The 13,135-nt window shown below is 73.5% G+C and carries 11 protein-coding genes; 9 read left to right on the forward strand and 2 right to left on the reverse strand.

The window, feature by feature from the left end; genetic code table 11:
* Window positions 1-120: 120 nt before the first annotated feature.
* From ACFVQG_RS26345 to hutI, 7 genes are all read left to right on the forward strand, one after another.
* Entirely contained in the window at window positions 121-1,626 is a 1,506-nt protein-coding gene (locus tag ACFVQG_RS26345) for an aromatic amino acid ammonia-lyase (RefSeq protein WP_383388125.1), read from the forward strand.
* Window positions 1,623-2,489, forward strand: a complete 867-nt coding sequence (locus ACFVQG_RS26350) for a MurR/RpiR family transcriptional regulator (RefSeq protein WP_383387951.1) — start codon at window positions 1,623-1,625, stop codon at window positions 2,487-2,489. The genes ACFVQG_RS26345 and ACFVQG_RS26350 overlap by 4 nt, the downstream gene beginning before the upstream one ends.
* A gap of 107 nt (window positions 2,490-2,596) precedes the next feature.
* Window positions 2,597-3,181 (forward strand): hypothetical protein, encoded by a 585-nt coding sequence (locus tag ACFVQG_RS26355; protein WP_383387953.1) that lies wholly within the window; start codon window positions 2,597-2,599, stop codon window positions 3,179-3,181.
* Window positions 3,182-3,483: 302 nt separating this feature from the next.
* Window positions 3,484-5,184 carry a urocanate hydratase gene (gene hutU / locus ACFVQG_RS26360; RefSeq protein WP_383387955.1) on the forward strand — a complete coding sequence of 567 codons (1,701 nt, stop codon included), beginning with the start codon at window positions 3,484-3,486 and terminating at the stop codon, window positions 5,182-5,184.
* The gene (locus ACFVQG_RS26365) at window positions 5,181-6,398 is read left to right on the forward strand and encodes an allantoate amidohydrolase (RefSeq protein WP_383387956.1); all 1,218 of its coding nucleotides are present in this window, start codon (window positions 5,181-5,183) and stop codon (window positions 6,396-6,398) included. The genes hutU and ACFVQG_RS26365 overlap by 4 nt, the downstream gene beginning before the upstream one ends.
* A complete protein-coding gene (locus tag ACFVQG_RS26370; protein WP_383387958.1) occupies window positions 6,395-7,732 on the forward strand; it encodes a formimidoylglutamate deiminase in 1,338 nt (445 codons plus the stop codon). Before ACFVQG_RS26365 ends, ACFVQG_RS26370 begins: the two co-directional genes overlap by 4 nt.
* A 38-nt stretch (window positions 7,733-7,770) precedes the next feature.
* Window positions 7,771-8,943 carry an imidazolonepropionase gene (gene hutI / locus ACFVQG_RS26375; RefSeq protein WP_383387960.1) on the forward strand — a complete coding sequence of 391 codons (1,173 nt, stop codon included), beginning with the start codon at window positions 7,771-7,773 and terminating at the stop codon, window positions 8,941-8,943.
* Window positions 8,944-8,946: 3 nt separating this feature from the next.
* Here hutI and ACFVQG_RS26380 read toward each other — a convergent pair whose 3' ends face one another.
* Both ACFVQG_RS26380 and ACFVQG_RS26385 read right to left on the reverse strand, forming a co-directional pair.
* A complete protein-coding gene (locus ACFVQG_RS26380) occupies window positions 8,947-10,605 on the reverse strand; it encodes a ricin-type beta-trefoil lectin domain protein (RefSeq protein ID WP_383387962.1) in 1,659 nt (552 codons plus the stop codon).
* 154 nt (window positions 10,606-10,759) lie between these two features.
* Window positions 10,760-11,737 (reverse strand): RNA polymerase sigma factor SigF, encoded by a 978-nt coding sequence (locus tag ACFVQG_RS26385; RefSeq protein ID WP_383387964.1) that lies wholly within the window; start codon window positions 11,735-11,737, stop codon window positions 10,760-10,762.
* Window positions 11,738-11,976: 239 nt separating this feature from the next.
* On the opposite strand from ACFVQG_RS26385, the gene ACFVQG_RS26390 reads away from it, so the two are divergent.
* Together ACFVQG_RS26390 and ACFVQG_RS26395 are read left to right on the forward strand one after the other, a co-directional pair.
* On the forward strand, window positions 11,977-12,354 hold the full coding sequence (locus ACFVQG_RS26390) for an STAS domain-containing protein (RefSeq protein ID WP_383387966.1): 378 nt from the start codon (window positions 11,977-11,979) through the stop codon (window positions 12,352-12,354).
* A 277-nt stretch (window positions 12,355-12,631) separates the two neighbouring features.
* A complete protein-coding gene (locus ACFVQG_RS26395; protein ID WP_383387968.1) occupies window positions 12,632-13,114 on the forward strand; it encodes an ATP-binding protein in 483 nt (160 codons plus the stop codon).
* Window positions 13,115-13,135: the final 21 nt, after the last annotated feature.

Below are 13,135 nucleotides of genomic sequence, written 5' to 3' on the forward strand. Positions count from 1 at the left end.
GCCCGGTGTCCCCTGTTCCGCTTGCCCGGCTGCATGACTCCATGCAGAGTTGCGCTGAAGTGAATGGGGTGTGGGGCGGAGAGGGGTTGCGGGGCTGTGACTGCTCGGACGGTGCAGGGGGTGGACGGGCCGGGGACGCTCACCGCGCGGGCCCCCGCGGTCGTCGTCCTCGACGGCGCCGGACTCGGCGTCGAGGACGTCGTACGGCTCGCCGACGGGGCCGCGCGCCCGGTGCCGGACGCGAACGGGATGCGCCGGGCCGGGGCATCCTGGCACGCCGCCCGGCAGCTCGCCGCGACCGGCAGGGTCTACGGCCGCTCCACCGGCGTCGGCGCCAACCGCTCCGTGCCCGTGCCGACCGAGGCCGCCGCCGGACACGGGCTGCGGCTGCTGCGCAGTCACGCCGGGGCCATCGGGGAGGAACTGCCCGCCCGGCAGGTCCGCGCCATGCTCGCCATACGCGCCAACCAGATCCTCGCGGGCGGCGCCGGGCTGCGGCCCAGCGTCGTCACCGCGCTGTGCGAGGCGCTGGAGAACGGCGCCCACCCCGTCGTCAACGAGTACGGCTCCGTCGGCACCGGCGACATCGCCGCCCTCGCCCAGATGGGCCTCGCCCTCGCCGGTGAACACCCCTGGCGCGGCACCGGCGCCCCGCACCCGCAGCCGCTGGACAACAACGACGCCCTCGCCCTGATCAGCAGCAACGCCCTCACCCTCGGCCAGGCCGCGCTCGCCCTGCACGAACTGCGCGGGCTGCTCGCCGCCACCCAGGTCGTCGCCGCGCTGTCCCTGCTCGCCGTCGACGGCTCCCACGAGCCCTACGCCGCCCCCGTGCACACCGCCCGCCCGCACCGCGGCAGCACCGAGGCCGCCCGCCGCATGCGCGCCCTGATCGGTGCCGCCGACCGGCCGCACCCGCCGCTGGGCCGGATCCAGGACCCGTACGGCTTCCGCTGCCTGCCCCAGATCCACGGCCCCGCCCTCGACGCCGCCGACACCCTGGAGGAGGTCATCGCCGTCGAGGTCAACGCCGCCGCCGAGAACCCCCTCATCTCCGTCGACGACCAGGCCGCCTACCACCACGGCGGCTTCTTCCAGGCGCAGCTCGCCCTCGCCCTCGACCACTTCCGGCTCGCCCTGATGCAGGTCGCCCGGCTGTCCACGGCCCGGCTCTCCACCCTCAACGAGCCCTCCTTCACCCGGCTGCGCCCCTTCCTCGCCGACCAGGAACCGGCCGCGTCCGGCGTGATGATCCTGGAGTACTCCGCCGCCGCGGCCCTCGGCGACCTGCGCGCCTGCTCCGCGCCCGCCTCCCTCGGCCACGCTGTACTCTCCCGGGGCATCGAGGAACAGGCCAGCTTCGCCTCGCTCGCCGCCCGTCAGACGCTGCGCGCCTGCGCCGCCTACCGGCTGGTCGTCGGCTGCGAACTCGTCGTCGCCGTACGGGCACTGCGCCAGCGCGAGCTGCGGCCGGACCCGGAACTGCCGGTCGGACGGGCGCTGGCGCTGGCCGAGCAGGTCCTCGACGCGGACTGGGCCGACCGCCCGCTCACGGACGACGTGACGGCCGCGGCCCGGCTGCTGGACCGGTTCACGGACATCTACAGGGGGAGCACCACACCATGAACGGCACGGAGAGCCGTGACACCAACCCCGCCGAGAGCCCCGCCGCGCGGCTCCAGGCGATCTTCGAGGGACAGCGGCTCACGCCGACCCAGCGGCGCATCGCCCACAGCATGGTCCGCCGCGCCGCCGACGTGCCCTTCCTGTCCAGCGTGGAACTGGCCGAACTCGCCGGGGTCAGCCAGCCCTCGGTGACCCGCTTCGCCGTCGCCCTCGGCTTCGACGGCTACCCGGCCCTGCGCCGACACCTGCGCGAGGTCGCGCCCGCCGAGCGGACGGCACCGGCCACGCCGTACAACGCCTACCAGCAGGCCGTCGAGGCCGAGATCGAGAACCTGCGCCACCTCGCCGGACTCCTCGCCGACCCCCGGCCCGTGCGCCGCGCGGGCGCGCTGCTCGCCGCCTCCCGCCCGCTGCCGGTGCTCGGACTGCGCGCGGCAGCCGCCCAGGCGTACGGCTTCGCCTACTTCGCCGCCAAGGTCCACCCCGACGTCCGCCTGCTCAACGAGGGCGGCACGATGATCCACGACCGGATCGACGCCGCCGTCCGCGCGGGTGCCTCCGCGCTGCTGTGCTTCGCCCTGCCCCGGCACCCGCGCGAGGTGCTCGACACCCTCGGCTACGCCAAGGAGGCCGGGCTGACCGTCGTCACCGTCGCCGACTCCGCCTTCGCGCCCGTCGCCAAGGCCTCCGACCTGCTGCTGCCCGCCGCCGTGGGCACCGGCCTCGCCTTCGACACCGCCTGCGCGCCGATGCTGCTCGGCCGGGTCCTGCTGGAGGCGATGTGCGACGACCTGCCGGACGCGCAGGCCCGACTGGAGGAGTTCGACGCACGGGCGGCGGCGCGGAACCTGTTCGTGGAGTGACCCGGGGTCGCGTCTTTCTCAGACGTGTCTCACGTTCGCTCGCTAATCTGCCTGCCCGACGGAATTGTGCACATGTCAGATGTGCCAAGGCGACGAGGAGGCGGATCGTGGCACGCGGAGGTCAGGGACTGGCTCGGGTGGCGGTCGTCGTACGGGCCGGGGCGGCGCCGATGTGGTGGCTGGGCGTGGTCGCGGCCGGGATCGGTGTGGCGGTGCCGGGGATCACCGGGCGCCGCATCGGGGTGCTCGCGGGAGCGGCCCTGTTCATCGTCGTGGCCGCCCTGGTGGGGCTGCCGCGCCGCAAGCGGTACGCCGCGCTGTCGAAGGGCGCCACCCGCGCGGGGCGCAACGACATCCTCCAGGACCGCGCGGTCACCGCCCGCAACTGGCGCCGTGGTCACCGCTGGTGGCTCCTGCTCGCCTTCCTCGCCGCCCTCGGCAGCGCGTTCGCCGTCCCGGCCGCCGGTGGCATGGTGCTGGCGGGCGCCGGGGTGGGGCTGTGGCTGAAGGCCACGTGGCTCGGCCGCCGGGAGCGGGCCGAGGACGCGCTGCTGTGGGTGCGCGTGGACTGGCTCGACCGCTGGGGCGGCAACCCGGCGGGCAAGGCGGTCAAGACCTACCGCGGCACGGGCATCGGGGCGGGCGACGCGAGCCCGGGCGGCCGGAGGCGCAAGTCGGCGGCGCTGGTCTGACCGACGGCGCGGGGCTGTTCCTGCCGGTAGGCGCTGTCGGGCGGCTGCGGGTGCGTCGTGGCCTGTCGCGCAGTTTCCCGGCACCCCTGAGGGCGTCGCAGCGCCGTTCGTGACGAGGCGAGGTGCGGGCTCCTCCGGAACCCGCCACGACCTCGGCCGGGCGCCACCGCCGTGCCGTGCTGGGCACCGTCTCCCGCAGCGGCCCCGCGTACTCGACGTGCGTGTGTGCGCCCCCCGTGTTGACTAGCTCTATTCATCCGGCCAGGATGTGAATAGAGTCGGCAACAACCGGGAGGCAGACCATGTCAGGACCCCGCCACCCTCATACGAGGCCCTACGGGTCGCCCTCTGGTTCTGTGCGGGCCCCGCGCGGTACGGAACCGAGCGCCCTGGGATGGCAGCAGGAGGCCGCCCTGCGGATGCTCCAGAACAACCTGGACCCGGAGGTCGCCGAGCACCCGGACAAGCTCGTCGTCTACGGCGGCACCGGCAAGGCGGCCCGCGACTGGCGCTCCTTCGACGCGATGGTGCGGACCCTGAAGACCCTCAGGCAGGACGAGACCATGCTCGTCCAGTCCGGTCGCCCCGTCGGCGTCATGCAGACCCACGAATGGGCCCCGCGCGTGCTGATCGCCAACTCCAACCTCGTCGGCGACTGGGCCAACTGGGAGGAGTTCCGCCGCCTGGAGGCCCTCGGCCTGACCATGTACGGGCAGATGACCGCCGGTTCCTGGATCTACATCGGCACCCAGGGCATCCTCCAGGGCACCTACGAGACGTTCGCCGCCGTCGCCGCCAAGAAGTTCGGCGGCACCCTCGCCGGGACCATCACCCTCACCGCCGGACTCGGCGGCATGGGAGGCGCCCAGCCCCTCGCCGTGACGATGAACGACGGCGTCGCCCTCTGCGTCGACTGCGACCCGCGCGCCATCGAGCGGCGCATCGAGCACCGCTACCTCGACGTCCGCGCCGACTCCCTCGACCACGCCCTCCAGCTCGCCGTCGAGGCCCGTGACGCCCGGCGCCCGCTGTCCATCGGCGTCCTCGGCAACGCCGCCGAACTGGTCCCCCGGCTCCTCGCCATGAGCGCGCCCATCGACATCGTCACCGACCAGACCTCGGCCCACGACCCGCTGGCCTACCTCCCGGTCGGCATCCCCTTCGAGGACATGGCCGACGCCGCCACCAAGGACCCGGCCGGGTTCACCGTGCGGGCCCGGGAGTCGATGGCCCGGCACGTCGAGGCCATGGTCGGCTTCCAGGACGCCGGTGCGGAGGTCTTCGACTACGGCAACTCCATCCGCGGCGAGGCCCAGCTCGCCGGATACGACCGGGCCTTCGCCTTCCCCGGCTTCGTCCCCGCCTACATCCGGCCCCTCTTCTGCGAGGGCAAGGGCCCCTTCCGCTGGGCGGCGCTGTCCGGCGACCCCGCCGACATCGCCAAGACCGACAAGGCGATCCTGGAGCTGTTCCCCGAGAACGAGTCCCTGGCCCGGTGGATCAGGATGGCCGGGGAGCGGGTGCACTTCCAGGGGCTGCCCGCGCGCATCTGCTGGCTCGGCTACGGGGAGCGCGACCGGGCCGGTGAGCGGTTCAACGACATGGTCGCCTCCGGTGAGCTGTCCGCGCCGATCGTCATCGGCCGCGACCACCTCGACTGCGGCTCCGTCGCCTCTCCCTACCGGGAGACCGAGGCCATGCTCGACGGCTCCGACGCGATCGCCGACTGGCCGCTGCTGAACGCGATGGTCAACGTGGCGTCCGGGGCGTCGTGGGTGTCCATCCACCACGGTGGCGGCGTCGGGATGGGACGGTCCATCCACGCCGGACAGGTGACGGTGGCCGACGGGACCGCGCTGGCGGGCGAGAAGATCCGGCGCGTGCTGACCAACGACCCCGGCATGGGCGTCATCCGGCACGTCGACGCCGGGTACGACATCGCGGAGTCGGTGGCGGGGGAGCGGGGCGTGCGGGTGCCGATGCGTGAGGGTGACGGCGCGTGAACTTCCAGCGCATGTGGGCGGAGCTGCTGCCGGTCGGCCGCAGCTCCGCCTCCGGCGGCTACCGCCGCTACGCCTGGACGGGCGCCGACGCCGAGTGCCGGGCCTGGTTCCGGGAGCAGGCGGAAGGGCGCGGTCTCGCCTACGAGGCCGACCGGAACGGCAACCAGTGGGCCTGGCTCGGCGACCCGGCCGCCGGGGACGCCGTCGTCACCGGGTCGCATCTCGACTCCGTGCCCGACGGCGGCGCCTTCGACGGACCGCTCGGCGTCGTGTCCGCCTTCGCCGCGCTGGACGAACTGCGCCGCAGGGGAGCGCGGTTCGCCAAGCCGTTCGGCATCGTCAACTTCGGGGACGAGGAGGGCGCCCGCTTCGGCCTCGCCTGCGTCGGCTCCCGGCTGGCCGCCGGGCACCTCACCGTCGAGCAGGCGCACCGGCTCACCGACGGCGACGGGGTCACCCTGCCGCAGGCCATGGAAGCGGCCGGGTACGACCCCGACGCCATCGGACCGGACCCCGAGCGGCTCGCCCGCATCGGCGCCTTCGTCGAACTCCACGTCGAGCAGGGCCGCGCGCTGGACCTGTCCGGCGACCGGGTCGGCCTGGCGAGCGCCATCTGGCCGCACGGACGCTGGCGGTTCGACTTCCGGGGCGAGGCCAACCACGCCGGGACGACCCGGCTCGCGGACCGCCGAGACCCCATGCTGCCGTACGCCGAGACCGTGCTCGCCGCCCGGCGCGAGGCACGGCTCGTCGGCGCCGTCGCGACCTTCGGCAAGATCGCCGTCGAGCCGAACGGCGTCAACGCCGTCCCCTCCCTGGTCCGCGGCTGGCTCGACTCCCGCGCCGCCGACCAGGACACCCTCGACACCGTCGTGACCGGCGTCGAACAGGCGGCCCGCGACCACGCGGCGGCGCACGGCGTCGACCTGGACGTGGTCCGCGAGTCCTTCACCCCCGTCGTCGAGTTCGACCACGCCCTGCGCGACGAGCTGGCCCGCGTCCTCGGCCACGACACCGGCCTCAAGGTCCCCGTCCTCGGCACGGGCGCCGGACACGACGCCGGGATCCTCTCCGGGACCGTCCCGACCGCCATGCTGTTCGTGCGCAACCCCACCGGCGTCTCCCACTCGCCCGCCGAGTCCGCGACCGAGGACGACTGCGTCGCCGGGGTGCTCGCCCTCGCCGACGCGCTGGAAGGACTGGTCCGCAGGTGACCCACGCGACCTACTGGCTGGAGTACGCCTGGCTCGGCGACCACGTGGAGCCGGGCGTGGTCGTGGAGGTCGCCGAAGGGCGTGTCGCCGCCGTCCGCGAGGAGACCCCCGCCCCGCCGCCCGGCGCCGAGATCCTGCGCGGGCTGACGCTTCCCGGGCTCGCCAACGCCCACTCGCACGCCTTCCACCGCGCCCTGCGCGGCACCGCGCAGGTCGGCTCCGGGACCTTCTGGACGTGGCGCGAGGTCATGTACCACACCGCCGACCGGCTCACCCCCGAGAGCTACCACGCGCTGGCCCGGGCGGTGTACGCCGAGATGGCCCTCGCCGGGATCACCGCCGTAGGCGAGTTCCACTACCTCCACCACGCCCCCGGCGGCACCCGTTACGCCGACCCCAACGCCATGGGCGAAGCCCTGGTCGCGGCCGCCGCCGAAGCCGGGATCCGCATCACCCTCCTCGACACCTGCTACCTGTCCTCCGGCTTCGGGCAGCCACCCAGCACCCATCAGCTCCGCTTCTCCGACGGCACGGCCGACGCCTGGGCGGAACGCTGTGCAGTTCTCAAGGAACGGGATCACGTACGGATCGGGGCGGCGATCCACTCCGTGCGGGCCGTGCCCGCCGACCAGCTCGCCACCGTGGCGCGCTGGGCCGAGGAGCGGCGGGCCCCGCTGCATGTGCACCTGTCCGAGCAGACCGCCGAGAACGACGCCTGCCGGGCCGCCCACGGACGCACACCCGCCCGGCTCCTCGCCGACCACGGCGTGCTCGGCCCCCGCACCACCGGCGTCCACAACACGCACCTCACGGACGAGGACATCGCCCTGATCGGCGGCAGCGGCACCGGCACCTGCATGTGCCCGACGACCGAACGGGACCTCGCGGACGGCATCGGACCGGCCGCAGCCCTCCAGCGGGCGGGCTCCCCGCTCTCCCTAGGCTCCGACAGCCACGCCGTCATCGACCCGTTCGAAGAGGCCCGCGCGATGGAGCTGAACGAGCGCCTGCGCACCCGCACCCGGGGTCACTGGACAGCGGCGGCCCTGCTGCGCGCGGCCTCCGCCGACGGCCACGCCGCCCTCGGCTGGCCCGACGCCGGGACCATCGAACCGGGCGCCCGGGCCGACCTGACGACCATCGCCCTCGACTCGGTCAGAACAGCGGGGCCACTGCCACGGCTCGGCGCCGAGACGGCCGTATTCGCCGCGACGGCAGCGGACGTACGGCACACGATCGTGGGAGGGCGGCACGTCGTGCGCGACGGGGCCCACACCCTCGTACCCGATGTGCCGCGAGCACTCGCGCGGGCGATCGAAGCCCTGCGCGCCTGACGACCGCCACCCGACCGGCCAGCCACGAGGATGCCGCCATGAGCAGCACTGCCATCACCAACATCGCCACGCTGGTCACCAACGACCCCTCCCTCGGTGACGGATCCCCCCTCGGTCTGATCCAGGACGCGGCCGTCGTCATCGAAGGCGACCACGTCACGTGGACCGGTGAATCAAGCAAAGCACCCGCCACTGACAATCGGGTCGACGTCGGCGGCCGGGCCGTCCTCCCCGGCTTCGTCGACTCCCACTCCCACCTGCTCTTCGCGGGCGACCGCACCGCCGAGTTCAACGCCCGGATGTCCGGCCGCCCCTACAGCGCGGGCGGCATCCGCACCACCGTCGCCGCCACCCGCGCCGCCAGTGACGACGACCTCGAACGCAACCTCACCCGCCACCTCGCCGAGGCCCTGCGCCAGGGCACCACCACCTTCGAGACCAAGTCCGGCTACGGCCTGACCGTCCAGGACGAGGCCCGCGCCCTGCGCGTCGCCGCCGCGCACACCGACGAGGTCACCTACCTCGGCGCGCACATCGTCTCCCCCGACCTCGCCGACGACCCGGCCGCCTATGTCGCCCTGGTCACCGGCGAGATGCTCGACGCCTGTGCCCCGTACGCCCGTTGGATCGACGTCTTCTGCGAGAAGGGCGCCTTCGACGGCGACCAGGCCCGTGCCGTCCTCACCGCCGGGAAGGCCAAGGGCCTGCACCCGCGCATCCACGCCAACCAGCTCTCCTACGGCCCCGGCGTGCAGCTCGCCGTCGAACTCGACGCCGCCAGCGCCGACCACTGCACCCATCTGACGGACGCGGACGTCGACGCCCTCGCCAGCGGCCGTACCGTCGCCACGCTCCTGCCCGGCGCCGAGTTCTCCACCCGGGCCGAGTGGCCGGACGCCCGCCGCCTCCTCGACGCGGGCGTCACCGTCGCGCTGTCCACCGACTGCAACCCGGGATCGTCGTACACCTCGTCGGTGCCGTTCTGCGTCGCGCTCGCCGTGCGGGACATGGGCATGACCCCGGACGAGGCGGTCTGGTCGGCCACCGCGGGCGGCGCGGCGGCGCTGCGGCGCGCGGACATCGGCCGTCTCGGCGTCGGCGCCCGCGCCGACCTGGTCGTTCTCGACGCCCCGAGCCATGTGCACCTCGCCTACCGGCCGGGGGTGCCGCTGGTGTCGCAGGTGTGGCGCAAGGGGCGGCGCGAGGTCTGACGCTCACGCCGGTCCGGCCCGCCAGCGCTGCTCCGCGTCGCCGTCCAGCGGCTTCAGCCACAGCCCGTAGCCGCTGTCCGCCGGTGTCACGGCGGTCCCGATGGCGATGGCGGGGCGGATCCGGCCCTGGTCGTCGACCGCGAACCTCAGGTTCTGTCCGTTGCGGCCCTCGACCGAGCCGCACGGCCACACCCCCACGCCCCGCTCCACCGAACCCCGGCTGTCCAGGCAGAACTCCGGATCGGCGGCCGACTGCACGACCCCGCGCGCCACGTCGACCCGCCACCGCTGGGTGCGGGAGGAGTCGCAGGGGGCGCTGCTGACGTCCGCGCCCTTCTCGATGCGGCCGGGGATGTCCAGACAGCGGCCTGAGGAGACGTTCACGACCTGGGCGTAGGCGGCGCCCGGGGGGTGGAACGCCGGGGGTGGTGGGGTGGTGGGGGAGGGGCGGGGCGTCGTCGGCTTCGGGGCCGGGCTCGGACTTCGCGTGGGGGAGGGGGACGGGGACGGCGTCGGGGTGGCGGGGACCGGCGCCGTCGTCGTCACCACGGAGGGGACCGGCGACGGCGTCACCGGCTGCGCGGTGCGCTCGGCGTCGGGGCCGTCCGGCGACATCAGCAGCACCAGCAGCGGCGCGAGCGCGACGCCGAGGGCGGCCGAGGCCAGCGCGAAACGGCGCGACGGGGGCCACGTACGGTCGAGGCCCACGTCCCGTATCGAAGCGCCCCGTATCGACGTATCCCGGACCGAAGTGTCCGGCATCGACGCACCCCGTACCGAAACGTACCGTTCCGACGCATCTCGTGCAGATATGCCCAGTATCGGCCCGCCCCGTCCCGACGCCCTCGCGCCGGTGTCCGCCCCGGTCACAGCGGGCCTCTCCCGCCGCGCGTACCCCGCCCCCGCCCACGGCAGCAGCCCCTCCGCCAGCGCGGTGTGCGGGCTGTCGCGCAGGGCGGACAGTTCCTCGTACGCCGTGGCGCAGTGCGCGCAGTGCGCCATGTGGGCGGTCAGGTCGGCGCTGTGGCGTGGACCGTCCGGCCGTACCGACTCCTCGATCAGCCGTTGGAAGTCCGGGCAGCTCGGGTCGTCGGAGGCGGCCAGCCGGGAGCGCAGACAGGCCCGGCCCAGTGCCTGGAGCGCCGGGGCGGTGTCGTACGCCACGTCCTTCGGGAGGAGGCCGAGCAGGGTGGCCGCGCGGTCGGTGGGCTCCCGGTCCAGTACGCCGTACCAGACCAGCCCCCTGGCCCGGGAGGGCAGGGAACGGAACGCGGCGAGCATCGGCGGCACCGGGGCGCCCGGGCCCGCCGTGCTCAGGACGAGCAGCAGCCCGGCGTCGAGTCCCGCGGAACGGTCGTCCGCCGCCCACTGGGCCGCGATCTCACCGGCCGTCAGGAGCAGGTGGTGACGCCAGGGTTCTCCCGGATCGGTGCCCCGCGCGGTGCGGCGGGCCGCCAGGGTGAAGGCCTGGGCGGCGAGTTGCCGGGCCCCGGACTCGCCCGCGGTGCACAGGCGGGCGTAGGCGAGGGTGGCCTCCTGGTGGCGGGCGCGGAGTTCCTGGAGCGCCGTGAAGGCGGTGGGCGGGGCGCCGCGCAGCAGCTCGGTGAGCCGTGCGTCGGACACCCCCGCGTACTCCGCGCGGTCGCCGTCCCCCCGAGCCATCGCCCCGCCTCCTGACGTACCGGCCAGTTTGGGGGGCCCATAGTGGTGGACGGGGGCTCGGGAGGAAAGATGTATCCGCCGGTAACAACGCGCTCCGGGTGACCTGTTCGCCATGACGGGGACGGCCGCGCGGGCCGCCCCCGGACGACGGAGGTCACTCCTCGACGGTCAGCCCCTTGCGCAGGCGCACCAGGGTCCGGGAGAGCAGGCGGGACACATGCATCTGGGAGATGCCCAGTTCGTCGCCGATCTCGGACTGGGTCATGTTGGCGACGAAGCGCAGGGACAGGATCTTGCGGTCCCTGGAGGGCAGTTCGGCGATCAGCGGCTTCAACGACTCGACGTACTCGATGCCTTCGAGCCCGTGGTCCTCGTAGCCGATGCGGTCCGCGAGGGCGCCCTCGGAGTCGTCCTCCTCGGGCTGGGCGTCCAGCGAGCTGGCGGTGTACGCGTTGGAGGCGGCCATGCCCTCCACGACCTCGTCGTTGGAGATGCCGAGCCGCTCGGCCAGTTCGCCGACCGTCGGGGCGCGGTCGAGCTTCTGGGCCAGTTCGTCACCGGCCTTGGCCAGGTCGAGCCGGAGTTCCTGGAGGCGCCGCGGTACCCGCACGGACCACGAGGTGTCACGGAAGAAACGCTTTATCTCGCCGATGATGGTAGGCATGGCGAAGGTCGGGAACTCGACGCCACGGCTGAGTTCGAAGCGGTCGATCGCCTTGATCAGGCCGATCGTGCCGACCTGGATGATGTCCTCCATCGGCTCGCTGCGGGAGCGGAAGCGGGAGGCGGCGAACTTGACCAGGGCGAGGTTGAGTTCGACGAGCGTGTTGCGGACGTACGAGTACTCGTGGGTGCCTTCCTCGAGGGACTCCAGCCGCTCGAAGAGGGTCTTGGAAAGGGCCCGTGCGTCGACGGGAGCCACTTCGTCGTACGGGGGGATCTCCGGAAGTCCGGCGAGTACGTCGTCGTCGTGACCGTGACCGGTGGGGTCGGTGTGCGCGGCGAGTCCGTGGTCCTGGCCGACCTCGTGGGTGTCGACGGACGAGGCGGGGTCCGGGTGGTCCGAAGGGGATGCCGACGTCGCCCTCTGGGTATGCGATGCGTCGAGCCGGGGTGACATGATGTCCTCCATCGTTCTCGGCATATGGCTGCCGAAGCCAATACGTGCACTGCGGTGTGCGGCGCCTCCAAAGCCGGCCGTGTCGGATTACGTGTCCTTACTAGCCCTACCCGCTTTCCCGAGCCCGCCGCAAGTGCGTTCTGTGGGGAAATGTCCGATTGTGGGCGGATGTTCGGTGGTCGGAGTGTGTGAGGAAGGCGTAGTGTTCGAGGGCGTCAGTCAAGCAGCCACGACCTCGGGAGAGAGACGGCATGGACCACGGGACGGTCGGCAGCGCACAGTCGGGCCGGCTTCTGGTGGAGGTGCGGGAAGCGGGCTCTAGTGCCGTCGTGACCCCGGCGGGTGAGCTGGATCACCACACCGCCGACCTGTTGCGCGAGCCGCTCGACGAATGCCTCGCCAAAGGGCTCAGCCGCCTCGTCATCGACTGCTCACGGCTGGAGTTCTGCGACTCCACGGGGCTCAATGTGCTCCTCGGTGCCCGGCTGAAGGCCGAGGCGGCCGGTGGTGGGGTGCATCTGGCGGCGATGCTGCCGGTGGTGGCGCGTGTGTTTGAGATCACGGGGGCCGACGCGGTGTTCTCGGTCCATGACACGGTCGAGGACGCCCTCGCCGACGACGCCGGCTGACCCCGTGTGCCGGGCTCACCCTGTGCCCCCGCCCGCGCGGCGCCCGGATGGGCCCGCACCCCTTGCCCCTGACCCGTTTCGCCCACGGTGGCCTGCGCTTTTCGGCCCCGGTGGCGTTCGCGGCGGAAGGGGGGTGTTCCCCCGGTCCGCTCGGGCAGAAGACACCCTGACACTGGGCAGTGACCGGACCCGAACCTTGAGCACTGACACTGGGCAGTGGTCGACCTTGTAGTGACTTGTGAAACGTGAACCGGTGAATCGGTGAGGTGAAGCGCTGATGAGCACCACCCGGCCCTACCCGCCGGGCGACCGCGGCCCTGAGCCCAGCGGCGCTTCCGGGGCGTCCGCGGGGCGTCAGGTCCGCAGGCTGAGCCTCGGCGGCGAGAGCGGCGTCGTACCGCTGGCGCGCGACTTCGCCCGGCAGGCGCTGCACGCGTGGGGCTGGCTGCCCGCCGCCTCCGCGGATCAGCGGGCCGTCGCCGAGGACGTGCTGCTCGTCGTCTCCGAGCTGGTCACCAACGCCTGTCTGCACGCCGAGGGGCCGGAGCGGCTCCAGATCGCCTGCGACAACAAGATGATCCGCATCGAGGTCTCCGACCGCGGCACGGGCCAGCCAGCCCCCCGCACCCCCCACCGCGCGGGCCGCCCCGGCGGCCACGGCATGTTCATCGTGCAGCGGCTCTGCCTGGACTGGGGCGTGGTGCGCTCCCCCGGGGTCGCCGGCAAGACGGTGTGGGCGGAGCTGGCGGCACCGGCGTAGCGACGGCCGGTGTCCGGGCGG

The sequence above is a fragment of the Streptomyces sp. NPDC057877 genome (genome assembly GCF_042796855.1).
Classification (GTDB): Bacteria; Actinomycetota; Actinomycetes; order Streptomycetales; family Streptomycetaceae; genus Streptomyces.

What these genes read in the sequence shown, in the direction of transcription:
- ACFVQG_RS26350 (WP_383387951.1), top strand. Translation starts at nt 1,623, where the DNA reads ATGAACGGCACGGAGAGCCGTGACACCAACCCCGCCGAGAGCCCCGCC.
- hutU (WP_383387955.1), top strand. Translation starts at nt 3,484, where the DNA reads ATGTCAGGACCCCGCCACCCTCATACGAGGCCCTACGGGTCGCCCTCT.
- hutI (WP_383387960.1), top strand. Translation starts at nt 7,771, where the DNA reads ATGAGCAGCACTGCCATCACCAACATCGCCACGCTGGTCACCAACGAC.
- ACFVQG_RS26380 (WP_383387962.1), bottom strand. Translation starts at nt 10,605, where the DNA reads ATGGCTCGGGGGGACGGCGACCGCGCGGAGTACGCGGGGGTGTCCGAC.
- ACFVQG_RS26385 (WP_383387964.1), bottom strand. Translation starts at nt 11,737, where the DNA reads ATGGAGGACATCATGTCACCCCGGCTCGACGCATCGCATACCCAGAGG.
- ACFVQG_RS26390 (WP_383387966.1), top strand. Translation starts at nt 11,977, where the DNA reads ATGGACCACGGGACGGTCGGCAGCGCACAGTCGGGCCGGCTTCTGGTG.
- ACFVQG_RS26395 (WP_383387968.1), top strand. Translation starts at nt 12,632, where the DNA reads ATGAGCACCACCCGGCCCTACCCGCCGGGCGACCGCGGCCCTGAGCCC.